We start from the raw sequence: 20,725 nt of genomic DNA on the forward strand, positions 1-20,725 counted from the left end.
TTTCCGCCATGTTATCGCACGAAGAACAAATTAGTATTCTAGCCCATCTTTCTAAAGCCGACAATATAGTGGCTGAGGAAGAGTACCGCCTGATTCTATTCATTGCTGATGGGTTAGGTGTTTCTGAAGAAAAAACAGCGGAGATTATTAATAATCCTCGTCCTATTCCAAAATTAAAAGACCTTCCACCGGATGAAAAGTTTAATTACCTGTTCAACATCATCCGTATGATGAAGGCAGATGGCAAGGTTCATTCAAACGAAATTAAGTTCTGTGAAAAAGTGGCTTTAAATTTGGGATACAAGCCTGGTGTAATCGCAGATCTATCAGCCTATATCTACAAAGATCCAAGTATCAACTCTAACAAAAACTTCTTAAGGTCTATTGCGGACCAACATCTAATCCCATTGGATGAACAAGATTAGAGTAGCAGGATACATATTATTTATTTTTCTAAGTCTTTCTTCTCTGGCGCAAAATTTGCCGGATAAGGTGGACTATGTCATCAATGCAGCGGATGGTCTCATTCAACTTGATGGACGTCTTGATGAGCCAATATGGAAAAAACTACCACGAGCAGGAGGATTTTATCAAACATTTCCAACGGATGATCAACCTGCAAAGGATAGCACGCAATTTATGGTCACCTATACAGACAAGGCGATTGTCGTTGGAGTGATATGCTACGATTACCTGGAAGGGGAATACATCGCCACTACAAGAAGGAGAGATTTTGGGTGGGGAAACAATGACAATGTTGCCATATACATTGATCCATATAATGATAAAACCAATGGATTTTCATTTCAGGTCACCCCTAATAATGTTCAGCGGGAAGGTCTGGTGCTTTTGGGAGGTAGTGTAAGAGATGACTGGGACAACAAATGGTACAGCGCAGTGTATAAGGGAGAGGATTTTTGGTCAGTGGAGATTTCCATTCCATTTAAGACCATCCGATATAATAATGTATCCCAATGGAACATGCAGGTTCTCAGAAACAATCTAAAACGTAACGAACGGACGGCATGGATTCAGGTCCCTCAGGGGTATAGTATGAGCAATATGAATTTTTCAGGTCGTCTGCTTTGGGATAAAACTCCAAAACCTGCTGGAACGAATATCTCAATTATCCCCTATGTTGCTTCCGGCGTTGGGAAAAATCATGAGGAAAATGAGCCCAGAGAATCCAATATTGAAACTGGATTTGACGCAAAAGTTGCAGTCTCAAGTGCCTTAAATCTGGATCTTACCTTCAATCCGGATTTTTCTCAGGTGGAAGTGGACCGGCAGGTTACCAACCTACAACGATTCGAACTTTTCTTTCCTGAAAGAAGACAATTCTTCCTCGAGAACCAAGATCTCTTTGCTGATGGAGGTTTTGGTAGGTCGCGACCGTTTTTCTCCAGAAGAATCGGAATTCAAGGATCTGGAGACACACGAAGGAATGTCCCAATTATTGCTGGAGCCAGACTGAGTGGAAAAATTGGTAGTAAATGGAGAGTTGGAGCATTAAATATGGTTACCGGAAGGGATGAGACTTCTGAAGAAATATCCCCGGCACAGAATTATTCAGTAGCTGTAATAGAGCGACAAATTTTTAGCAGATCAAGGCTCAGCGCCACTATTGTGGGAAGGAATAATTTGGGTGAATCAGCGGTGATTTATGATTCTACCGCGTTGGCTCAAAATGGTAACCTTCAGGATGAATTTGGAAATGAATTAGCACCTCAGGATACATTAATTACGCTCAGTGAGTACAATTATGTATTTGGTGTAGACTACAACCTGGCAAATATTGACAATAGCTGGGAAGGTGACTTCTTCTATCATCGATCGCTTGACCCAAACCAAAGCTCCGATGAAAAGTATGCAACCGGAGCTTTTCTGCGATACAGGAAACCAACTTTTGGTGCACGTGTAAACTTTCAACGAATTGGTGAAAATCACAATGCAGAAGTTGGATTTGTGCCAAGACCAGGTGTGACCAATTATGGAATGGGTACAGAATACAACATTTTCCCAGCAGCGGGTAACATTATTCAGCGTCATGGACCAGAAATCAATTTTGGTGGAGTTTTGACCAATGAATGGGATAGGCTGGACAATGATGCAGGAATACAGTATAAATTTTCGTTCTTAAACACCTCCTATTTAGAGTTTGGTGCCGGCTGGAATTTTGTATCCCTCACCTCATCATTTGATCCCTCAGGCTCTGATGGGCAGGAATTACAGGAGAATACTACCCATCAATGGTATCGATACAGAATTTTTTATCGATCAGACAGGAGGAAAAATTTCATCGTAAGAGGTTTTATCAGCAATGGTGGTTTTTTCAATGGTGAACGATTCAATGCAGAGCTGGGGCTTACATTCAGGCTGCCGCCATTGATCCAGATAGAACTCAATGGTGAGTATAATCGTGTGAACCTCCCCGATCCTTATAGTGACTCAGACCTGTATCTCATAGGCCCGAGAATTGACCTTACTCTTACGAATAATGTGTTTTTTACGACGTTTATTCAGTACAATTCTCAAGCAGAGAACCTTGGTCATAATTCACGCTTCCAGTGGCGCTTTAAACCTGTTTCAGATATATTCCTTGTTTACACTGATAATTACATTACCGATGGATTCCAGACCCGAAACAGAGCGCTGGTTTTCAAAGTAAATTATTGGCTTAATCTCTAGGCCGCTTGTGCCAAGCCCCCCTCTTTTATCTGCCGGATCCTTGGATTCATGATAGCAAACCACAGAGGTGGAATCGTGGCGAGTATCATCATCCCCGGATACCCAGTGGGCATCTGCGGACTCTTATCTATATGCCTGAGAATTTGATATTTACGACTGGCAATGTAATGATGGTCTGAATGTCGAGAGAGTTCGAACAAAATGATTCGGCCCACCATGTGGTCTGAATTCCATGAGTGATGGGGCATCACGCGCTCATATACATCACCCTTTTTGTCTCTCTCCAATCCATAGTGCTCAATGTAATTGACTGTTTCGAGAAGTAGAAAACCAATCACGGCAGCAAGTATAAAATATCCCATCACGGTCCAACCAAATATCAGACCTATACCAAGCGTAAACACTATTTGGATCAACTGGAATTGAAGCATTTCATTTTGTACAGAAAAAGGAGATATTCCTTTCTTTCTTAATCGCTTAGCTTCCAGCTTCCATGCGGAGATGTATGCAAACACGACTGAACGAATCCAAAAAGTATATAGCATCTCACCGAATCGAGCAGAGGATGGATCCTCCGTGGTGCTAACATTTTTGTGATGACCTCTATTGTGCTCAATAAAAAAGTGCATATATAATGAAGTAAGCAAGAGTGCCTTAGCCATCAGCTGCTCATACCAAGTTTTTCTATGGCCAAGCTCATGCGCTACATTGATCCCTATGACACCACACAACAAACCCATTGCGGAGATCCTTCCAACCTTATCCACCAAAGTAAGCCCCGCCTCCTGCATTGAAAACAGAAATACAAATAGCAGCGCAAACTGGATAGGAACCATGATATATAATTGCCAATCGTAAATCGGATCGTCTTTTCGCTGGGCCTCTTTCTCTGGTGTTAGGTTTCCGGGATTTGGTTTATAAGCTAGCTCCAGGAGCGGTACAAAAACGAATGATTCAATCAATGGAAGGTAAGTAAGCCAGCCATGTGTATTAAAACTGATCCAGGCCAGCAATGGCAGTACCAGCACATTCATGTACTTCAGTGCACTTAGTTTTTTTCTATTCCATTTCATTTTCTTGATTCCTTCCAAAGGCTACCATATAGCCAACTGTAAATCCTACTACCCAATGATTGGATATATCTGGTGTTTCTGTGGTAAGATCTCCAGCATCTATAAAGTTACTGAAACTGTAGCTAAAAAATCCTTCCACTTGCACTGTACCTATGGACATCTCACGGAATAATCCTCCTGCAAGTCGTGCACCATAGCCAACCTCCCGATCTCTGGATGACTCATAGGTATAAAAATCAGATATTAGATTGTCCTCAACAGGTTCCGAATCCAGATCTGTGCTTATTAAAAACTCCAAATGCAAGCCAGCTGAAATAAAGTACTTGTTCTTACCTCCAAAATATCCAATTCCTTCCAGGGGGATTTCCAGATAATTCATCCGGGCAGTATATGCAGGTAAATTTTCTATATCAAGGAAAATTTGCTTCCACCCTTTTTGGACATAATTAACTCCAAGCTGGATTCCTGAATTAAGAAAAGAATCACCCGGCTTGGGTAAGTACCTGACAAAAACACCACCACTGATTCCCGGTAAAAAGGTAGTGTTCATGGTCGTATTAAAAATGGTATGTTCAATGAACGCTGAAGATGCATGACCACCTGCCTTCGCTCCCACATATATCTTTTGCGCCACCCCCACATGCATCAAACACGCAGTGCAGATCAGCCATAATATCCTCATTAACTATTTCTTTTTAGATGTTTTTTTACCTGGCTGCTCCGCCATTTTCTTATTGGCACTTCTGGGTCTGGTTACACCATAAGTGCCTTTAGCAATTTTTCCTCTTCTGGATTTTTTGTCACCTTTTCCCATAATTGTTTTTCTTTCAAAAATAAAATAATCATAGATATGCTCAAGGAAATCATTATCCTTGAGGTTAATTTTCAACAACATGGACCAACCTTTGATCACAAATGATGCCGTAATCTTCGGTATTCTCATGTTAATGCTGGGAACAGTATTTTACACCTCGTCACTTGATCATCCGATCTGGAAAAAATTCTATTCCTATGTTCCCGCCCTTTTAGTGTGCTACTTTTTACCCTCCTTGCTAAAGGCTGTCGGACTCATTGACCCCTCCCAATCCAATCTTTATTTTGTTGCATCCAGGTACTTATTGCCAGCTAGTTTGGTTTTGCTCACCATTAGCGTAGACCTTAAAGAAATTGCCAAGCTGGGCTCCAAAGCAGTGATCATGTTTGTGACCGGAACAGTCGGAATTATGATCGGAGGACCTCTAACGATTATCATTTTTTCTCAGATAGCACCCGATTTGGTGGGTGGTGTAGCTCCCAATGAGGTGTGGAGAGGCATGACCACCATCGCCGGTTCGTGGATCGGCGGAGGTGCCAACCAGGCCACTATGAAAGAAGTGTTTGAAGTAAGTGACGAGCTTTTTTCTACGATGGTCACTGTGGACATCATTGTTGGAAATGCATGGTTGGGCATCCTGATTGCCGGTGTAGCTGTGACAAAACTGATTGATAGAAAATTAAAAGCAGATGCATCCGCTATTGAATCGCTTAAAGTGAAAATGGAGAACTACCAGCTAAGTGTGGCTAAAATTCCGAACCTAACCGATCTGATGAAAGTCCTCATGCTGGGATTTGCCTGCACTGGAATTGGGCATTTCTGCTCAGACCTAATTGTACCATACCTGGAGCAGTTTCCAGCTCTGGAGCAGTACAGCTTAACTTCCGGGTTCTTCTGGTTGGTTGTAATCGCCACTACCCTGGGAGTGATTTTATCATTTACCAAAGCTCGGGAACTGGAAGGTGTAGGTGCCTCGCGGATAGGAAGAGCATTTATCTATATTTTGGTTGCTACCATTGGTATGAACATGGATATTCTGGCCATTTTCTCAAATCCGGGCTACTTCTTTTTGGGGATTACCTGGATTATGTTCCATGTGCTTCTTTTAGCCCTGGTGGCAAAATTGATCAAAGCGCCTTATTTCTTCATCGCTGTGGGCAGTACGGCTAATGTTGGTGGTGCTGCATCCGCTCCCGTCATTGCTTCAGAATTCCACCCATCGCTGGCTCCAGTGGGCGTATTAATGGCTGTGCTGGGTTACGTTTTAGGTACCTATGGAGCTTATTTGTGTGGCCTAATGATGCAAATGGTTGCAGGTTAAGGAGTTACTCCCCTCTTGGGAGGGGTTGGGGGTGGGTCTCAATATATTTCAGGATTTCATTGACAACCCACTTTATTTTATTCTTCACATCAAAATCATCAAACCTTAGAACCCTAACACCTAACTCTTCTAATCTCTTCTGTCGCACTTCGTCTTTTAAAGATTGATCTTCATATGTATGCGTCACCCCATCAACTTCAATTGCCAGAAACAAATCTTTACAATAGAAATCGACGATATATTCATCAATAGGAATTTGCCTGCTAAACCGAAAGCCCAACTGTTTATTTTTGATTTCATTCCACAAAAGTATTTCACCTAGTGTCATGTTTTGTCTTAGCTTTTTGGCTAAAGGAACCAGCTTTTGATTATATGGAATGATTTTTCGCATATTTACAATTTAACCCACCCCTATATCCCCTCCAAGGAGGGGACTTATAAAAAATGAGCAAACAGCATCACATTCCAGTATCAATAAAGGCATCTTACTACACGCTAAATAAGCTTACAGAAAAGACCAAACGGATATGGGTTGTTTTTCATGGATACGGACAGCTGGCTGAATATTTCATCAAGAAATTTGAAGGACTTGATCCTGAAAAAAACTTCATCATTGCCCCACAGGGACTCTCCAAATACTATCTGGATGGTGTGTATGGAAGAGTGGGTGCCTCGTGGATGACCAAAGAGGATCGGCTAACTGAAATCGAAAACCAGTATGCCTATATCGATGCTGTACTAGGTCAGTTTGACCTTTCTGATAATGAACTTATTTACTTTGGCTTTTCCCAAGGCACTGCAACTATGGGTCGGTATGCCGCCTATGCAAAAACTCCCTTCCACAAAATGATTATTTGGGCTGGCACATTTCCTCCTGATACTGACCCGAAGGATTGGAAATACTTAACAGGAGAAGAAGAAATTAGCTATTATACCAGTAAAGAGGACAAGTATTTCAAAGAGGAGATGGTTGAAAATCAGAATTCCGTTTTGAAAGCCGCCATGAATAGAGAACCCGAGCTTCACTGGTATGAAGGTGGTCATCGTGTCATTCCCGAGATCGTGGCAACTTTATAACATCCTCCTCCTTACGCTCATTCTCCCCCACCTCGAATCGTCGAACCGCCCTTCATAGGGGGAATTAACTTCTCATCAAAAGAATGTTAAATAGCTTAATTACTTTTTCTAATTTTCATTTATGAAGAAATTAGCTACACTCCTCCTACTCATCCCCTGTCTTTCATTCAGCCAGCACGAAGAAGCCATCAAAAAAATCTATGACGAGACCTTAACAAATGGTCATGTATATGAAAACCTAAGGTATCTCTGTAAAGAAATAGGCCATCGGTTGTCTGGTTCGCCGCAGGCTGCCGCTGCAGTCGAGTATACCCGGCATCTTATGGAATCATATGGATTTGACACAGTGTATTTACAGCCAGTAATGGTTCCCCATTGGGTACGTGGTAAAAAGGAAATTGTGCGAGCACTTGATACTGACAAGCATGGCACGATCCACTTTAATGCGCTGGCTCTCGGAAATTCGGTTGGGACCGGTCCTGATGGAGTGTTAGCTGAAGTAATTGAAGTGAGTGGAATAAATGAAGTTAATGAGCTAGGAAAGAAAGTAGAAGGAAAGATCGTCTTCTACAATGGTGAAATGGATCCAACGATTATCAACACGTTTGGGGCATACGGAGGGGCAGTTGTCCAGCGTTCATCGGGAGCATCTGAGGCTGCAAAGTATGGCGCAAAAGCAATCATCATCCGTTCGGTGACGAATAGAAAAGATGACATTCCCCATACAGGATCTCTTCGATACAAAGCACTGATCAACCAGATTCCGGCAGTAGCAATCAGCACGAACGACGCAGACATACTCAGCCAGATTTTACAAGAACAGAAACTGAATGTGTACATCGAGACGCATTGTCAAATGCTGCCTGATGTGCTTTCTTACAATGTCATTGGTGAATTGCGCGGATCGGAATTTCCTGATGAGATCATAGCCGTGGGTGGTCACCTGGACTCCTGGGATGTGGGCGAAGGAGCACACGATGATGGTGCCGGATGCATGCAGGCGATAGAGGCCGTCCGTCTATTCAAAGCATTAGACATTACGCCAAAACGAACCATCCGTGCGGTGATGTGGATGAATGAAGAGAACGGACTAAGAGGCGGAAGAGAATATGCTCGAGTAGCCAAAGAAAAAGGCGAAAAACACATTGCCGCCCTGGAGTCAGACTCAGGAGGCTTTCAGCCACTGGGATTTTCCACCTCAGGCACAGATGAACAGAGAGCACAGATCAAAGCGTGGAAAGACTACTTCCTACCCTATCGGGTCTGGGATTTTGAGCAGAATGGTGGCGGTGCAGATATTGGTCCGCTCCGATCGCATGGTACTTTACTGATAGGTCTTAGACCCAGCACGCAACGCTACTTCATCTATCACCACACTCCTGCGGATGTATTTGAGGCAGTAGACCAGCGAGAGCTGGAGCTCGGAGCTGCCAGCATGGGTGCTATGATGTATTTGCTAGATCGGGAGGGAGTGAAGTAGAAACGGTATATTTGATGAAAGATATAAGGCGGATATAGTGCACTTTTATTACGGTTATTCCAGATATAGTGCACAAATTGCACTATATCCGGATGTTATCGGGGCATGGTCTGTGTTTCATATTAACAGGCTGAAGGTTTTCAACAGATCATTTGGGAATGGGAAAGTTTTCGAGGCTTTGAGGGAGAAGTGAGCCACACTTCTAAATAAGTTTTTCGCGGTGATACCGTGAGAAAGTCTTGCTTTCTACTAACGCGTGAGACGCTTTATGAAAAACTTGAAGTGAGGAAGTTAGCCGTTTTTTACGACTTTTTCAAGTCAGCCTAACTGAATCTCACTAAAAAAGATGAGAAAACAGCAATGATTATGGATTTCAAATGATCGCCTGTTGTAGCTCTTCTCCACGCGTCCTTATCGTGCCATAAAGCGCATCTCGATGAGCAAAACCTTTGACGCCATCAGCTCCAGTTGCATCCTGGATCATAAGGTAAAACATCAGCCCACTGCGTTTATGAATAAACGCCCCATAACATTCGGTAGGAAATGAATGCCCTTACGCGGTATTCTGCCACTTATCCAAGGTTAGCCCGGCAATCTGACTGAGCTAAATGAAACAGCCCTTCATTCCAGTCAGATCCCATCCCTTCGGGTCCTGAAAAACTTGAGGAAGGATGAGAGGGACCCGCCCACCTTGTAGATAACTGTCAGATTACCTACTTTCGAATCTATTAAATGAGCGTAGGGCACTCATCCTACCTCAACGTTCCCACCATTTAACCCTTCCCAACATTAAGCAAGCAACCATTTCAAAAGTTTTATCATCTACCAGGAACTAACAAAAGCTTAGAAAGAAATGCTAGACAACCCAAAGATTAATATCAAAATAAAGCTTGCCGCTTTATGGACATCTGTTGTTTTCTGTTATTTATACGGAGACTATTTTGAATTATATACTCCGGGAAAAGTAGACAGCCTTATAAGTGGAAATAATGTTTTGGATAGCCCATCCAAACTATTGGTGGCATCAATAACATTGGCAATTCCTTCTATCATGGTGGCCCTATCAATCCTCTTGAAACCAAAGATTAATAGGTTTATAAATGTTCTTTTTGGAACCATATTCACCGTGATGATGATACTGATAGGTGTTAACTCATTCACTCCTTGGTATGGATTTTATGTATTTCTTGCGTTTTTAGAAAGCATAATAACGTTCTCAATTGTATGGCTAGCATGGAATTGGCCAAAAGTTCAGTAGCGTAAACAGTCTTTAAAGCTGCAAATTCCGACGTGTTTCTAGTTTTGTTCGATGCAATTCAACCGTCAATCTGCACCTTTTGAATGTGACAGTCTCTTCTGTGAATTCTATAGTTCTTAAGTTTCATTTTCAGAGCAGCCGCATTAAGATACAGTATACGTGTAATGTAGATCAGCTAGCTTAGTGCATATTGCCACAAGCATACGCATCAGCCAAATCGATCCCCTCTCCCTCTCCTTTCCTACCTTGCATACGTGGAGCATCGCAAAATCATACACATCGATATGGATGCGTTTTATGCATCGGTGGAGCAACTGGACAATCCAGAACTGAAGGGTAAACCTGTAGCTGTAGGTGGAAACTCTCAGCGCGGAGTGGTGGCTGCTGCCAGCTATGAGGCCAGAAAGTTTGGCGTGAAGTCTGCCATGCCCTCTGCCAAAGCTGCCAAGCTCTGCCCCAACCTGATCTTTGTGCCGCATCGTTTTCCAAGGTATCGAGAACTGTCACAGCAAATCAGAGAAGTCTTTTTCGAATACACGGATTTAGTTGAGCCGCTCTCATTGGATGAGGCCTACCTGGATGTCACCGAAAACAAGATTGGATTGAACTCTGCCACGCTTATAGCGAAAGAGATTAAATCAAAAATCAAGGAACGAACCGGACTCATCGCGTCTGCCGGAATCTCTTACAATAAGTTCCTGGCTAAGACCGCATCAGATATGGACAAGCCGGATGGATTGTTTGTCATCCTGCCGGAAGAGGCTGAGGAATTTGTGGCAAAGCTTCCTGTTCATCGCTTTCATGGAATCGGCAGGGTGACCGCTGAGAAGATGGTGAAGGCCGGCATTTTTACCGGAAGGGATTTGCGGAAGAAATCACTCGAAGATCTCAAACTGAGATATGGTAAATCAGGACAGTACTATTTCAACATCTGCAGGGGCATAGACCACCGGGAAGTGCAGCCGGTTCGGGAAACCAAGTCAGTAAGCGCGGAGCGAACGTTTGAACGCAACCTCTACGAAATGGAAGAAATTATACAAGAGGTAGATCGAATTGCTAACATCTCATTTAATCGGTATCAACGCAGCAAGGCAAGTGACGGGCACACGATAACACTCAAACTGAAGTATGGAGACTTTCGACAGGTTACTCGCAGCAAAACACAGGAAGATGCGATCAACAATGAAGCTACCTACCTTTCCATAGCCAGGAATCTAATGACAGAAGACCTGCTGGATGAAGAAGGAATCCGACTAATTGGGGTGGGTATTTCTAATTTCAAAAAGGATGAAGAGCCGGAGGCCCCATCTCAACTAACCATTGACTTTTAACTAATTCATTTACTACCCCTTTTGATCATCCCGCACCCTTCATTTGACCACTCGCACCATTTGGGTCTGAAAGGGATAGAGATAAGGGTAGTTTTAACCCATAATTTAATCCTAACCATGAAGAAACTGTTCTCAACCCCCATCTTATTATTGCTGATCTTTTCAGCCTGCACCCCTTCAGTAGAATCGGATACCAAATCTCAAGAGGATAAAAATAAAGCAATTGTTTTGACCTTCTTCGAATCCATGTGGAACATGGAAAACCTGGACACCCTCGATCACCTTATCGTCCCTGAATACATAGACTATGCCCCTTCCACCAACTTTCAGGGAAAGAATTATACTCCTGAAACCATGCGGATCGGACGCCAACGATTTGCACAAATGATGCCTGACCTCAGATATGAGATCGATGCAGTGATTGCGGAAGGAAATGATGTGGTCCTGTTCACCACAGGGACGTTTACTCACACCAATCCCACATTTACTCGTCTGGGATTAGCACAACCAACAAATAGAAAGGTTGCCTATAAGACGGTTTTTAGATACACAGTAGAGAACGGAAAGATCGTTCGTGGATTTGACTTACACGACATGTACAATCGATGTATACAAATGGGTGTAATTGACACTGCAGGAGGCAAGCCTTAGGTTAAACATTTTTCTTTGTCTTCTCATACTAAATCCCTCTTCGGAGGGATTTTTTGTATTTGCTTACTTGGCTCTTTTTAAAAAGATAAAATCACCTCCTTCATCTCCAGCCTGAGTGATGGGTCCATACTGCGGCACCTGACCATTCGGGCTATTGTTAATCACCGCTGTTTTGAATGTTCGGAACAGTTGATCAGCAGAAAGTAGTGGTGCCTGGTTATTTACCAGATTTTTCAGCAAGTATTGGATAAATACACTTTCATCGGGAACGGTTTTGAGCGTGCCACTGGTCATTGCTTTTCGACTCGGAAGTTTATACACCTCCAGTATCGCACGGCTGTTTTCAAATACCGCACGCTCTTTTAAGATACCTCCACTAAAGCAGGCATCTGAAATCAATAACGTATGTTTGGATCGTATCCCTCCCACATAATCACGCAGCGTACTGTTTGAAAGCCAATAAGACTTTGAGTCTATGCTGGCATCACTAGGCAGCCAATAGCCCTGATTCAACTGCTCGTTCCAGATTCCATGACCAGCATAAAAGATCAATAAATTATCTTTCTCAGTGACCGTTTCTGTAAGCTGATCCAATGATCGAATAACCTCCTCCCGTGTTGGGTTTTCCAGCACCGTAACATTTTCCTGATCGAATGAATAGTGATAGGTTAGCACTCCTGCCAGCTGCTCCGCATCATTGATCGGGTTGTCTAAGTCCTGTATTTCATCATCCTGATATTCATTGATTCCAATAATTAGTGCGTAGTATTTTCTTTTTTGAAGTTCATTCACAAGCGCCTTCCCCACTCCATCATCTTCAGAAATTTTAGGAATCGGAGCTTTTTCTTCCTCAGCGATAACTATGGGCGTGTTTGATTTTTCTCTGAACAGCGTGACTGTGCCGGAAACCAACGGCGGGCATGTATTGAGTTTCATGTCTCCTTTCCACCTTCCTGTCAGCGTCTCCTGACCGCTATTCAAGCTATAGTTGAGTATATTTTTTGCCATACAAGCAGACCCGGATCGGTAAATGATTTCTTTTCCGTTTAGCTCGATCGTTCCATTTTCTATTGTTCCTTCTATTGCTGCTTTGATCGAATCATTCTGATTCTTTGCATAGATAAATCCAGAAAGGGCATTTCCTTTTTGGATTAACTCATACTTAAGCTGGGTATGTTCTTTGAGAAAAGTCGAATTTCCAATCCATGTGCCCGTAAGGTCAGGTTTTTGAGCGATGGCATGGAAGCACATCAAGATTGTAAGCGTGATTAGCGTGTGTTTCATGGTATGAATTTACGCAGGAAACAATATGAAAGCTTCATTCATTCGACCAATGAAACCATCTTCACTGACCAAAGAAATGGAAACAGCTATAAGAAAGAACAGCCTTCCACCTCCAAAATCAAGCCTTCACCATACGCAGAGGAGGGGGTTTGAAATCCAGGCTTGAAATCTCCCTCCAGAATTTTTTTAGCGATCAGCACAGAGGTCAGTGCAGTCAAAGTGTAGCCATTTGGTGTTTTCAAGCGAGCTTCGATGGTCTTACTTCCATTACTCACCTGTCCCCACAAATACATCTCAGATTCATTCCGTCTTTTTTCTTTCGGGCCATCGGATCGTTTATCCATCTGGCGCATCAAAAAGTTTTTGATGGTACGAGACCGAAGCATAAAAGACAGCCGCGCGGCTCGTCTCACCTTGGCAAGTTGCTGCTCATTCGTACCCGAGAAGACCTCAATATTGGGAATGCCCGTGCTAAAATAGGCTGTTGAGATGTCTCCCCAGGAAATACCCATGGAGATTTGACTGAAATCTCCATAATCTATTTCCCTGGCAGATTTCCCCATCGCCACTCCTTCATAATCTCCTTCTCTTCTTACCGTCTGAGGTTCCCCAAGATTTTCAATCATAGTTTTAGCCGTTCCCCTGGACAACTTCCCTCCCTTACTTACGAAGGCCAGCTTCAAATCACTTGCAGATGGTAGTTGACTATGAAGATGTTTGGCTAAACAATCCGACGGGACTACATCAAATCCAGCTCCAGGTAAAAGCATGATTCCTTTTTCTTTCGCCTTTTCCCCATATTCTTTGATCAGATCAAAAACCTGAAATTCACCTGTAATATCAAGGTAATGTGTGTCGGTTGCGAGGCATGCCTGAACCATACTTTTGGCAGTATGAATGAACGGGCCCCCACAGTGGATAACCACGTCACCTCGTCTCAGCCAGTTTTCTAATTTTGCACGCTCATCAACCTCAAAAACATCGTATTCCAATCCATGCTTATTGGCAAAGGTCATGGCTTTTTCGGGATTTCTGCCAGCAATAATTGGCTTAATCCCTTGTTTAAGACACTCTTTTACTATCAATCGGCCAGTGTACCCGTAGGCACCATAGATCAGAAGATTATTCATGCGGTGAAGGTAATCATTAAGGAACTAAGCGCTAGTACCAGCCACTTAATTCGAACTTTTCTTTTGACGAATCAAGAATCCTGCCTTTTTCACATTTGAGGACTCGGTGAGGAAATTTTTCAATGAATTTATGATTGTGAGTGGCCATGAGTACGGCTGTTCCACTGTTGTTGATTTCTTCAAAAAGCTTGAGAATTCCATCACTCACATCCGGGTCAAGATTTCCGGTTGGCTCATCAGCAAACAAGATCTGCGGTTCATTGATCATCGCACGTGCAATCACAACACGCTGCTGTTCACCGCCAGAAAGCTGGTGGGGCATCTTTGCAGAGATAGCTCCAAGCCCTACACGCATCAATACTTCTGCAATTCGATTTTTCATCTTTGCAGGCTCTTTCCATCCAGTGGCCTTCATTACAAAAGTTAGATTTTCAGCAACAGAACGATCATAGAAGAGTTCGAAATCTTGAAAGATGATTCCAATTTTTCTTCTTAGGTAGGGCACATCCCTGGATTTGATATTGTTGATTGGGAAACCAACAACCTCTGCACGACCGAGTCTCAGTGGTAGATCAGCGTATAAAGTTTTTAATAGTGATGACTTGCCGCTTCCTGTTCGACCGATGAGATATGTAAATTCACCTTTATCTATGGTAAAGTCGAGCTCGCTCAAGACCGTATGGTCTTCCTGAAAAATTGATGCATTAGATACTCGAACGACAGGTTCTTCAGAAAATGACATTTAGTTTACTTATAACTCTAGTTTTTGAAGCTTCCCATAAGGAAGTTTCTGGATCAGGTGCTTAAGTTCCTCATCTTTTCCTTCAAGGCCAAACTTATCCATTCGCTTAAGTGGACGGTCCGTCCTAAAATAAGCTACCAGGACAAAATCCTGATCCCTGATCTGTATATAATCTGGGATTTTCGCTTTCCCTTTCACCTTGATGATGTACATTTCATCTAAATTAAGTAAATCTAGTGCCTCAACCATCAACTACGTATTATCTTATTTGTTTGATTTTTGATAATCTGCAAGAAACTTTTCCAATCCACTATCTGTCAACGGATGTTTCAGAAGCCCGGTTATGACGCTAAGCGGACAAGTGGCTACATCAGCGCCTATCTCCGCACACTGGATCAGGTGCATGTTATGCCTGATTGAAGCGGCAAGTACCTCCGTTTCAAATCCATAATTATCATAAATCCCAACGATTTGCTCGATCAATGCGAGACCATCGGTACACACATCATCCAGACGACCAATAAACGGGGATACATAACTGGCACCCGCTTTTGCTGCTAAAATGGCCTGACCTGCATTAAAAATTAAGGTGCAGTTTGTTCTGATCCCCTCGGCGGTCAAGGCAGATATAGCTTTTACTCCATCTTTGATCATCGGGATTTTCACCACGATTTTATCATCAATTTTTGCTAATTCTCTTCCTTCTGCTACCATTTTTTCGAATTCGGTAGCAATCACCTCTGCACTGACATTATCATCCACAATGTCGCAGATGTCTTTGTAGTGCTTCAATATATTCGCCTCGCCCGTGATGCCTTCTTTGGCCATCAAAGAAGGATTAGTGGTCACACCGTCGAGCACGCCTAAATCTTGCGCCTCTCTGATCTCGTCAAGGTTTGCTGTATCAATGAAAAATTTCATTTAGTAGGGGTTATTGTGAAGGAAAGAAAAAATGGCAAACGAAGCATCGCACCGCTACGACCGCCTACCCTTGCTACCGTCAGGTCCTGGGGGATTCAGCAGGAGCTGGTCGTACCCGTTTGCCGCTGCAAAATTAGTAAATAGATTAGAAGGAAGTAAGGATTATTCCGATTAGTATTCTTCCAGGTGACGGTAAAAATCTTCCTCCTCCCCAAGAGGCTCATTTTCATCAATCTCAACATCGATGACTTCCTGTTCTTCCTCTAATCGATCATCAAAATCGGAGGTATCGTCCGGGTTGTATCGATCTAGCTTTTCCATAAGTCAAAAGTACGATTAGAAGTCGCTAAAGGATTCGTTTGATCGTTAATCTTCAATGACTTTTATGTTACCTAACCGGGTATTCACTCAAAAGATCCACCAGTTCACTTAACATCATCGCTGTAGCTCCCCAGACAGTCCGACCTTCCAGATCGAAATAAGGACAAATCAACCGATAACCACTTCGCACACTTATTTCCTTTTCCTTTAGTCTTTCAGGATCAATTAAATGAGTGATGGGTGGGGTAACAATATCATCTACTTCCCGTGGCTCTGGAATGAATGATGGCTTGTGATTGATTTTACCGATCACCGGTAATACCTGGTAATTGCTGGCAGCAACAAAAAATTCAGATAAACTTCCAATGATCTCTACTTTTTCCCGATGAACCCCAATTTCCTCCTCACTTTCCCTTAGTGCTGTTTGAAACAGGTCCATGTCCTCCTCCTCGTGCCTTCCGCCCGGTAAAGCCATTTGTCCACTATGAATCCCTTCGTAGCTGGGGCGCTGAATAAGCGGAAAACGTACACTTCCCTCCTCCTCGTATAGTAAAATGAGCACACCTCCCTTTCGGGGTGGCGTGGCATGCTTCAACTTCAGTGGGGCACCATTGGCCATCTTTGGCTTCATTCTTTGGTGTGCAACATCTCCCGGCATGGGTTGCTGCACACGCTTCTCCAAGAAACTGGTCAGTTCATCGAAATTCATTTCGTTGCAAATTAAGCATGTCTATTTCATTTCAATTTTCTGCGTAAATTGGTGATCACACCCTAATCACAAAGATGGAAGACATCCCTGGATATGTAGCAGGCACTTTTATTGCCATCGTCATCGCTGTTCTTGGCTTCATTTTTTTTGGCGTCAACTCAGCAACCAATGGCAAAAGAAACTTAACACCATCTTTTGTGATCACGTTTCTTGTTGCCTGGATTTTTGTAGTAAGTGTACTCGTCTTCGACGGATATTTCACCAACCTTTCAGGTACTCCCCGAATTCCTCTAATGGCAGGATTTACCTTCGTAATGATCATTCTGGCTTTTGCTATCCCACGATCCAAATCACTGCTTAATAATATTCCAATTACCACTCTGCATTATATTCATATTGTGAGAATTCCTTTGCAGATGGTGATCTGGTGGTTGGCGGTATCTAAGGCAATGCCCATGGATGTGACTTTTGAAGGGTCTAACCTCGATATTCTCTCAGGAATATCCGCTCCTTTTGCAGCTGTTTTTATGGTAGGCACCCGGAGTAAAAGTAAACTAGGAGCCATAATATGGAATGTGATAGCCCTTGGATTGCTTATCAATTTCATCCAGATGGCCATTTCTTATACACCATATTTCTACACACCTACTCTTTCTAAAGCGTCTAACCTGGCAGTATTCTATTTTCCTTATATCCTCATGCCGACCTTCATCATGCCTGTTTTGATCTGCAGCCACCTGGTCGCACTGAATCAACTAATATTCAAGAAGGATCAATCACAATTTTGATCTAGTTTTTGCTGACTCATTGGTTCGTTTTGTGTTACCCCTTCCCTCCAGCTATCACATGCTTTCATCTTATCACCCAGTTTCATGTAAGCATCTCCCAGGTAAGAATATAATTCATCAATGAATTCACCGGTTTTAATAGCACGCTCAAACAGGGTGATAGCTTCCTTATATTCACCTTGTCTCATCTTATAAATCCCCTTATTTCGATATGCCCATCCGTTTTTTGGGTTCAACACGATGCTTCTGTTGATATCTTGAATTGCAGCATCCAAAGAGTCCATTTGCAAAAAGATGTACCCTCGATTATTCAGAAAGTATGGTTCTCCGGGTACAATATCCATGGCTCGGTTCACCTCGACTAAGGCACCCTGATAATTCCCTTTTTCCAGCTCAATGAGGCTCAGTAGACTAAATGCATTCGCATTATCGGCATTCAACTCCATAGCCTGATTCACAATACTTATTGCTGTATCATATTTTTCTTTGAAATAATAAATGGTAGCGACATTGATCAGTGTTTCAGGATTTAAGGGGTTTAGCCCATCTGCCATCTGAAAACTTACGAGCGCCTCATCATATCGTTTCATTTTGGTTTGAACCAACCCCTCATAGAAATAAACAAAAGCGGAATCATTTGTGAGCGTATGAATTGTTTTTACATCCTGCAATGCATTCTTAAATTGACCGATCTCTTCATAAGCATAAGCTCGATTAAACAAAGCATCGAGGTAATCAGGATCAATTTGAATGGCTTGATTGTAGTCTAATATTGCTTCATATGGATGATCTGATTCGATTCGGGCGACTCCTCGGTTATTTAAAGCCGGAGCGTAATTAGGAGTTTCTTTTAAGGATTGATTGTAAAACTCTATGGCTTGCTCATAAAAGCCATCATTTAAGGCTTTATTACCCAGATTAAAAAAACGTTGTGTTCGTTCCTCTGAAGATTCACAAGCAAAAAATAAAATTGGAAGAATGATGAAGAATTTTCTCATGTATGCATAACAAAAAAGCCTGCACAAATGTATGCAGGCTTGAAAGTGTTTTTTGAATGCGCATCAAGATTTCTTGATGGAGCCTCCACTGCTTGAGCTGGCATCCAGGTATTTAGGTGACCCTTTATATCGGACAGAACCACCGCTACTCGCCCGGGCGTCCAGTTTATTACTAACATTTAGCTTAATTCCTCCTCCACTGCTGGCGCTAACGTCTGCTTCTTCACTTTCCAGATCATATCCATCATAATCACCTGAGCTGCTTACTTCAACGTCCTGCATCTTCGCCACACCAGAAACTTGAACATCTCCAGCGCTGGATACATCTGCTTCAATTTCATTGCATGATACCTTCAACCTGGCATCTCCTGCACTCGATGCATCCACCGTCAACTCATCTGCATTCTCAATGGTTGCATCGATATCACCCGCACTGCTCACATCGACATCAAAGTCATCTCCTCCTGCATCAATGGAGCCCTCTGATGAAAGTGAGGATGCAGAAGATGACGAAATGGCTCTGATGGATTTGTAAGTCACATAAACTTCTACATTAATGTTTCTGTGGTTGTTGCCTTCCAGATGAATTTTTAATCTGCCTCCACTTACATCTGTCAGTACTTCATCCAGATCATGAGTTTCAGAAACGATTCGCGCTTCCTCTTTATTTCCCTGCCGGATGTAAACATCAATTCCCTCGTGTGCTGAAATTTCAGAAAAAGATGATAAGCTTCTGGTCTCTTCTGATTGAGCGAATGTGAAGCCGGCAATCAAAATGCCTAGGATTGTGATTAAGAATGATTTTTTCATAGTCTTTTTAAATTAAGAGTTAGGGCGAGCCCTTGAGCTCAATATTTAATCTAAAGATTATGAAAAAAAAGAAAGGTTGCAGATCAGAGTGAAGATTTGTGATTTTTCTTAAAATCTTCGAACGCTGTGGTCTTAAAATGATCGCCACCAATAAAGAGTAGAATCGGTTCCATCTGTTCGGGCTTTAGATAACCGGCGATTGGCTGAATGATTCGCAGCTCCTCATCCATAAATACGGTTGTAGGATAGCTCAGCTTATTTCTCGTCAATGCAGCAGCCAATTCATGAACCCCTCTCCTTCCCTGGGCAACAAATTCAAAGGTGTGTCCCCTGAATTCTACCGGTTCTTTCTGCTCGGCGTTAAATTTTACAGGGTAGAAGTTTTCATTAATATATGTAGCAATCTCTTGCTTGCTGTAGGTATTTCGATCCATCACCTTACACCAGCCGCACCAATCAGTATATAGGTCAATGAGCAGTTTTTTGGGCTCCTTTTCATGCATAGCAATGGCCTCTTCAAATGTGAGCCAATTGACCTTTTCATTTTCTAATGGACGAAATGAAGAAACTCCAATAAGGATTACACTAACAAATAAATACTTTAGCACTTGCATGGTTATAAAACGGAAACGTAACCGGTTATAGTTTCAAACAAAGATAATTCAATGAAAATAGGTCTGCTATCGGACACCCATGGATACCTCGATCCCGCAATCTTTAAATACTTGGCACAAGTGGATGAAATATGGCATGCCGGTGACATTGGAAACATGGAGGTGCTGGAAGATCTTCAAAAATTTAAACCAACTATCGCCGTGTGGGGCAATATAGATGGTGGTAAGCTTAGGAAGGAATGTAAAGAAGGCGAAATATTTGAACGTGAAGGTGTGAGGGTTCTTATCACGCATATAGCCGGTAAACCACCAAAGTATAATTCCAAGGTGCTAGGATATGTAAAACAATACAGGCCCAAGCTGCTTGTTTGTGGGCATTCTCACATTTTGAAGGTGATGCCCGATAAAACTAATGACCTCCTTTTTATGAATCCTGGAGCTGCAGGAAAGCATGGTTTTCATAAGGTGAAAACTTTATTACGATTTGATCTGGAGAACGGAGAGATCAAGAACCTGGAGGTAGTGGAGATGGGTCCGAGAGCGAAACAATGAGTTAAAAAACTGTCTTTTCAACAATAGGAGAAATCTTTAAAAAAAGGTTGATTAGAATCTCTTTTAAAGAGTTTAACTAAAAAAAATGAAAGATATTTCATTGCATTCAATATGACAGTTTTTTGGGATACCCAATTCCCTTGGGAGGCGGACTAGCAGGAAG

25 protein-coding genes are annotated in these 20,725 nt (G+C 42.5%); 10 read left to right on the forward strand and 15 right to left on the reverse strand.

Annotated features, from left to right (window positions below; translation table 11 throughout):
* The first annotated feature begins 8 nt into the window (after nt 1-8).
* Nucleotides 9-425 (forward strand): TerB family tellurite resistance protein, encoded by a 417-nt coding sequence (locus tag ACP14Y_RS03075; RefSeq protein WP_349563010.1) that lies wholly within the window; start codon nt 9-11, stop codon nt 423-425.
* A complete protein-coding gene (locus ACP14Y_RS03080; RefSeq protein ID WP_424961505.1) occupies nt 412-2,688 on the forward strand; it encodes a DUF5916 domain-containing protein in 2,277 nt (758 codons plus the stop codon). The genes ACP14Y_RS03075 and ACP14Y_RS03080 overlap by 14 nt, the downstream gene beginning before the upstream one ends.
* Here the strand turns inward: ACP14Y_RS03080 and ACP14Y_RS03085 are convergent.
* Genes ACP14Y_RS03085 through ACP14Y_RS03095 form a run of 3 tightly spaced genes read right to left on the reverse strand, consistent with a single transcriptional unit; the run spans nt 2,685 to nt 4,656 of the window.
* Nucleotides 2,685-3,761, reverse strand: a complete 1,077-nt coding sequence (locus ACP14Y_RS03085; RefSeq protein ID WP_424961506.1) for an alkane 1-monooxygenase — start codon at nt 3,759-3,761, stop codon at nt 2,685-2,687. The genes ACP14Y_RS03080 and ACP14Y_RS03085 overlap by 4 nt on opposite strands.
* Nucleotides 3,748-4,443 (reverse strand): outer membrane beta-barrel protein, encoded by a 696-nt coding sequence (locus ACP14Y_RS03090; protein WP_424961507.1) that lies wholly within the window; start codon nt 4,441-4,443, stop codon nt 3,748-3,750. Before ACP14Y_RS03090 ends, ACP14Y_RS03085 begins: the two co-directional genes overlap by 14 nt.
* A 3-nt stretch (nt 4,444-4,446) precedes the next feature.
* Entirely contained in the window at nt 4,447-4,656 is a 210-nt protein-coding gene (locus ACP14Y_RS03095; protein ID WP_424961508.1) for a 30S ribosomal protein THX, read from the reverse strand.
* On the opposite strand from ACP14Y_RS03095, the gene ACP14Y_RS03100 reads away from it, so the two are divergent.
* Nucleotides 4,655-5,896 carry a DUF819 domain-containing protein gene (locus tag ACP14Y_RS03100; protein WP_424961509.1) on the forward strand — a complete coding sequence of 414 codons (1,242 nt, stop codon included), beginning with the start codon at nt 4,655-4,657 and terminating at the stop codon, nt 5,894-5,896. The genes ACP14Y_RS03095 and ACP14Y_RS03100 overlap by 2 nt on opposite strands.
* Before the next feature lie 4 nt (nt 5,897-5,900).
* On the opposite strand, the gene ACP14Y_RS03105 is transcribed toward ACP14Y_RS03100, so the two are convergent.
* Nucleotides 5,901-6,287, reverse strand: coding sequence for an endonuclease domain-containing protein (locus ACP14Y_RS03105; protein ID WP_424961510.1), 387 nt, complete (start codon nt 6,285-6,287; stop codon nt 5,901-5,903).
* Between the two features lie 53 nt (nt 6,288-6,340).
* Between ACP14Y_RS03105 and ACP14Y_RS03110 the strand changes: the two genes are divergently transcribed.
* Together ACP14Y_RS03110 and ACP14Y_RS03115 are read left to right on the forward strand one after the other, a co-directional pair.
* Nucleotides 6,341-6,973 carry an alpha/beta hydrolase gene (locus tag ACP14Y_RS03110; protein WP_424961511.1) on the forward strand — a complete coding sequence of 211 codons (633 nt, stop codon included), beginning with the start codon at nt 6,341-6,343 and terminating at the stop codon, nt 6,971-6,973.
* 121 nt (nt 6,974-7,094) lie between these two features.
* Nucleotides 7,095-8,453 (forward strand): M20/M25/M40 family metallo-hydrolase, encoded by a 1,359-nt coding sequence (locus ACP14Y_RS03115; RefSeq protein WP_424961512.1) that lies wholly within the window; start codon nt 7,095-7,097, stop codon nt 8,451-8,453.
* 373 nt (nt 8,454-8,826) lie between these two features.
* Here the strand turns inward: ACP14Y_RS03115 and ACP14Y_RS03120 are convergent, their stop codons facing one another.
* Nucleotides 8,827-8,949, reverse strand: a complete 123-nt coding sequence (locus ACP14Y_RS03120) for a hypothetical protein (protein ID WP_424961513.1) — start codon at nt 8,947-8,949, stop codon at nt 8,827-8,829.
* 357 nt (nt 8,950-9,306) lie between these two features.
* Between ACP14Y_RS03120 and ACP14Y_RS03125 the strand changes: the two genes are divergently transcribed.
* From ACP14Y_RS03125 to ACP14Y_RS03135, 3 genes are all read left to right on the forward strand, one after another.
* Nucleotides 9,307-9,711, forward strand: coding sequence for a DUF6326 family protein (locus tag ACP14Y_RS03125; RefSeq protein WP_424961514.1), 405 nt, complete (start codon nt 9,307-9,309; stop codon nt 9,709-9,711).
* 254 nt (nt 9,712-9,965) lie between these two features.
* The gene (dinB, locus tag ACP14Y_RS03130; protein ID WP_424961515.1) at nt 9,966-11,042 is read left to right on the forward strand and encodes a DNA polymerase IV; all 1,077 of its coding nucleotides are present in this window, start codon (nt 9,966-9,968) and stop codon (nt 11,040-11,042) included.
* Nucleotides 11,043-11,159: 117 nt separating this feature from the next.
* The gene (locus tag ACP14Y_RS03135) at nt 11,160-11,693 is read left to right on the forward strand and encodes an ester cyclase (protein ID WP_424961516.1); all 534 of its coding nucleotides are present in this window, start codon (nt 11,160-11,162) and stop codon (nt 11,691-11,693) included.
* Between the two features lie 63 nt (nt 11,694-11,756).
* Here ACP14Y_RS03135 and ACP14Y_RS03140 read toward each other — a convergent pair whose 3' ends face one another.
* From ACP14Y_RS03140 to ACP14Y_RS03170, 7 genes are all read right to left on the reverse strand, one after another.
* A complete protein-coding gene (locus tag ACP14Y_RS03140; RefSeq protein ID WP_424961517.1) occupies nt 11,757-12,977 on the reverse strand; it encodes a caspase family protein in 1,221 nt (406 codons plus the stop codon).
* An 86-nt stretch (nt 12,978-13,063) separates the two neighbouring features.
* On the reverse strand, nt 13,064-14,107 hold the full coding sequence (locus ACP14Y_RS03145) for a saccharopine dehydrogenase family protein (protein ID WP_424961518.1): 1,044 nt from the start codon (nt 14,105-14,107) through the stop codon (nt 13,064-13,066).
* A gap of 31 nt (nt 14,108-14,138) precedes the next feature.
* The gene (locus ACP14Y_RS03150) at nt 14,139-14,849 is read right to left on the reverse strand and encodes a cell division ATP-binding protein FtsE (protein WP_424961519.1); all 711 of its coding nucleotides are present in this window, start codon (nt 14,847-14,849) and stop codon (nt 14,139-14,141) included.
* Nucleotides 14,850-14,858: 9 nt separating this feature from the next.
* On the reverse strand, nt 14,859-15,062 hold the full coding sequence (locus tag ACP14Y_RS03155) for a fructose-6-phosphate aldolase (protein ID WP_424964415.1): 204 nt from the start codon (nt 15,060-15,062) through the stop codon (nt 14,859-14,861).
* A gap of 51 nt (nt 15,063-15,113) precedes the next feature.
* A complete protein-coding gene (gene fsa, locus ACP14Y_RS03160; protein ID WP_424961520.1) occupies nt 15,114-15,770 on the reverse strand; it encodes a fructose-6-phosphate aldolase in 657 nt (218 codons plus the stop codon).
* A gap of 171 nt (nt 15,771-15,941) precedes the next feature.
* On the reverse strand, nt 15,942-16,091 hold the full coding sequence (locus ACP14Y_RS03165) for a hypothetical protein (protein WP_424961521.1): 150 nt from the start codon (nt 16,089-16,091) through the stop codon (nt 15,942-15,944).
* 67 nt (nt 16,092-16,158) lie between these two features.
* The gene (locus tag ACP14Y_RS03170; RefSeq protein WP_424961522.1) at nt 16,159-16,800 is read right to left on the reverse strand and encodes an NUDIX hydrolase; all 642 of its coding nucleotides are present in this window, start codon (nt 16,798-16,800) and stop codon (nt 16,159-16,161) included.
* A 74-nt stretch (nt 16,801-16,874) separates the two neighbouring features.
* Between ACP14Y_RS03170 and ACP14Y_RS03175 the strand changes: the two genes are divergently transcribed.
* Nucleotides 16,875-17,588 (forward strand): hypothetical protein, encoded by a 714-nt coding sequence (locus ACP14Y_RS03175; protein ID WP_424961523.1) that lies wholly within the window; start codon nt 16,875-16,877, stop codon nt 17,586-17,588.
* Here ACP14Y_RS03175 and ACP14Y_RS03180 read toward each other — a convergent pair.
* The 3 genes from ACP14Y_RS03180 to ACP14Y_RS03190 all read right to left on the reverse strand — a co-directional run bounded on the left by ACP14Y_RS03180 (nt 17,573) and on the right by ACP14Y_RS03190 (nt 20,010).
* On the reverse strand, nt 17,573-18,586 hold the full coding sequence (locus ACP14Y_RS03180) for a tetratricopeptide repeat protein (protein ID WP_424961524.1): 1,014 nt from the start codon (nt 18,584-18,586) through the stop codon (nt 17,573-17,575). The genes ACP14Y_RS03175 and ACP14Y_RS03180 overlap by 16 nt on opposite strands.
* A gap of 63 nt (nt 18,587-18,649) precedes the next feature.
* Nucleotides 18,650-19,396, reverse strand: a complete 747-nt coding sequence (locus ACP14Y_RS03185) for a head GIN domain-containing protein (RefSeq protein ID WP_424961525.1) — start codon at nt 19,394-19,396, stop codon at nt 18,650-18,652.
* A gap of 83 nt (nt 19,397-19,479) precedes the next feature.
* Nucleotides 19,480-20,010 (reverse strand): thioredoxin family protein, encoded by a 531-nt coding sequence (locus ACP14Y_RS03190; RefSeq protein ID WP_424961526.1) that lies wholly within the window; start codon nt 20,008-20,010, stop codon nt 19,480-19,482.
* Nucleotides 20,011-20,061: 51 nt separating this feature from the next.
* On the opposite strand from ACP14Y_RS03190, the gene ACP14Y_RS03195 reads away from it, so the two are divergent.
* Nucleotides 20,062-20,562 (forward strand): metallophosphoesterase family protein, encoded by a 501-nt coding sequence (locus ACP14Y_RS03195; protein ID WP_424961527.1) that lies wholly within the window; start codon nt 20,062-20,064, stop codon nt 20,560-20,562.
* Nucleotides 20,563-20,725 lie beyond the last annotated feature (163 nt).

The organism is Ekhidna sp. (assembly GCF_965247405.1).
Taxonomy (GTDB): domain Bacteria; phylum Bacteroidota; class Bacteroidia; order Cytophagales; family Cyclobacteriaceae; genus Ekhidna.

What these genes read in the sequence shown, in the direction of transcription:
- ACP14Y_RS03145 (WP_424961518.1), bottom strand. Translation starts at nt 14,107, where the DNA reads ATGAATAATCTTCTGATCTATGGTGCCTACGGGTACACTGGCCGATTG.
- ACP14Y_RS03140 (WP_424961517.1), bottom strand. Translation starts at nt 12,977, where the DNA reads ATGAAACACACGCTAATCACGCTTACAATCTTGATGTGCTTCCATGCC.
- ACP14Y_RS03190 (WP_424961526.1), bottom strand. Translation starts at nt 20,010, where the DNA reads ATGCAAGTGCTAAAGTATTTATTTGTTAGTGTAATCCTTATTGGAGTT.
- ACP14Y_RS03125 (WP_424961514.1), top strand. Translation starts at nt 9,307, where the DNA reads ATGCTAGACAACCCAAAGATTAATATCAAAATAAAGCTTGCCGCTTTA.
- ACP14Y_RS03175 (WP_424961523.1), top strand. Translation starts at nt 16,875, where the DNA reads ATGGAAGACATCCCTGGATATGTAGCAGGCACTTTTATTGCCATCGTC.
- ACP14Y_RS03080 (WP_424961505.1), top strand. Translation starts at nt 412, where the DNA reads ATGAACAAGATTAGAGTAGCAGGATACATATTATTTATTTTTCTAAGT.
- ACP14Y_RS03105 (WP_424961510.1), bottom strand. Translation starts at nt 6,287, where the DNA reads ATGCGAAAAATCATTCCATATAATCAAAAGCTGGTTCCTTTAGCCAAA.
- ACP14Y_RS03075 (WP_349563010.1), top strand. Translation starts at nt 9, where the DNA reads ATGTTATCGCACGAAGAACAAATTAGTATTCTAGCCCATCTTTCTAAA.
- fsa (WP_424961520.1), bottom strand. Translation starts at nt 15,770, where the DNA reads ATGAAATTTTTCATTGATACAGCAAACCTTGACGAGATCAGAGAGGCG.
- ACP14Y_RS03165 (WP_424961521.1), bottom strand. Translation starts at nt 16,091, where the DNA reads ATGGAAAAGCTAGATCGATACAACCCGGACGATACCTCCGATTTTGAT.
- ACP14Y_RS03085 (WP_424961506.1), bottom strand. Translation starts at nt 3,761, where the DNA reads ATGAAATGGAATAGAAAAAAACTAAGTGCACTGAAGTACATGAATGTG.
- ACP14Y_RS03180 (WP_424961524.1), bottom strand. Translation starts at nt 18,586, where the DNA reads ATGAGAAAATTCTTCATCATTCTTCCAATTTTATTTTTTGCTTGTGAA.
- ACP14Y_RS03095 (WP_424961508.1), bottom strand. Translation starts at nt 4,656, where the DNA reads ATGTTGTTGAAAATTAACCTCAAGGATAATGATTTCCTTGAGCATATC.
- ACP14Y_RS03185 (WP_424961525.1), bottom strand. Translation starts at nt 19,396, where the DNA reads ATGAAAAAATCATTCTTAATCACAATCCTAGGCATTTTGATTGCCGGC.
- ACP14Y_RS03090 (WP_424961507.1), bottom strand. Translation starts at nt 4,443, where the DNA reads ATGAGGATATTATGGCTGATCTGCACTGCGTGTTTGATGCATGTGGGG.
- ACP14Y_RS03110 (WP_424961511.1), top strand. Translation starts at nt 6,341, where the DNA reads ATGAGCAAACAGCATCACATTCCAGTATCAATAAAGGCATCTTACTAC.
- ACP14Y_RS03155 (WP_424964415.1), bottom strand. Translation starts at nt 15,062, where the DNA reads ATGTACATCATCAAGGTGAAAGGGAAAGCGAAAATCCCAGATTATATA.
- ACP14Y_RS03115 (WP_424961512.1), top strand. Translation starts at nt 7,095, where the DNA reads ATGAAGAAATTAGCTACACTCCTCCTACTCATCCCCTGTCTTTCATTC.
- ACP14Y_RS03170 (WP_424961522.1), bottom strand. Translation starts at nt 16,800, where the DNA reads ATGAATTTCGATGAACTGACCAGTTTCTTGGAGAAGCGTGTGCAGCAA.
- ACP14Y_RS03135 (WP_424961516.1), top strand. Translation starts at nt 11,160, where the DNA reads ATGAAGAAACTGTTCTCAACCCCCATCTTATTATTGCTGATCTTTTCA.
- ACP14Y_RS03120 (WP_424961513.1), bottom strand. Translation starts at nt 8,949, where the DNA reads ATGTTTTACCTTATGATCCAGGATGCAACTGGAGCTGATGGCGTCAAA.
- ACP14Y_RS03150 (WP_424961519.1), bottom strand. Translation starts at nt 14,849, where the DNA reads ATGTCATTTTCTGAAGAACCTGTCGTTCGAGTATCTAATGCATCAATT.
- ACP14Y_RS03195 (WP_424961527.1), top strand. Translation starts at nt 20,062, where the DNA reads ATGAAAATAGGTCTGCTATCGGACACCCATGGATACCTCGATCCCGCA.
- ACP14Y_RS03100 (WP_424961509.1), top strand. Translation starts at nt 4,655, where the DNA reads ATGGACCAACCTTTGATCACAAATGATGCCGTAATCTTCGGTATTCTC.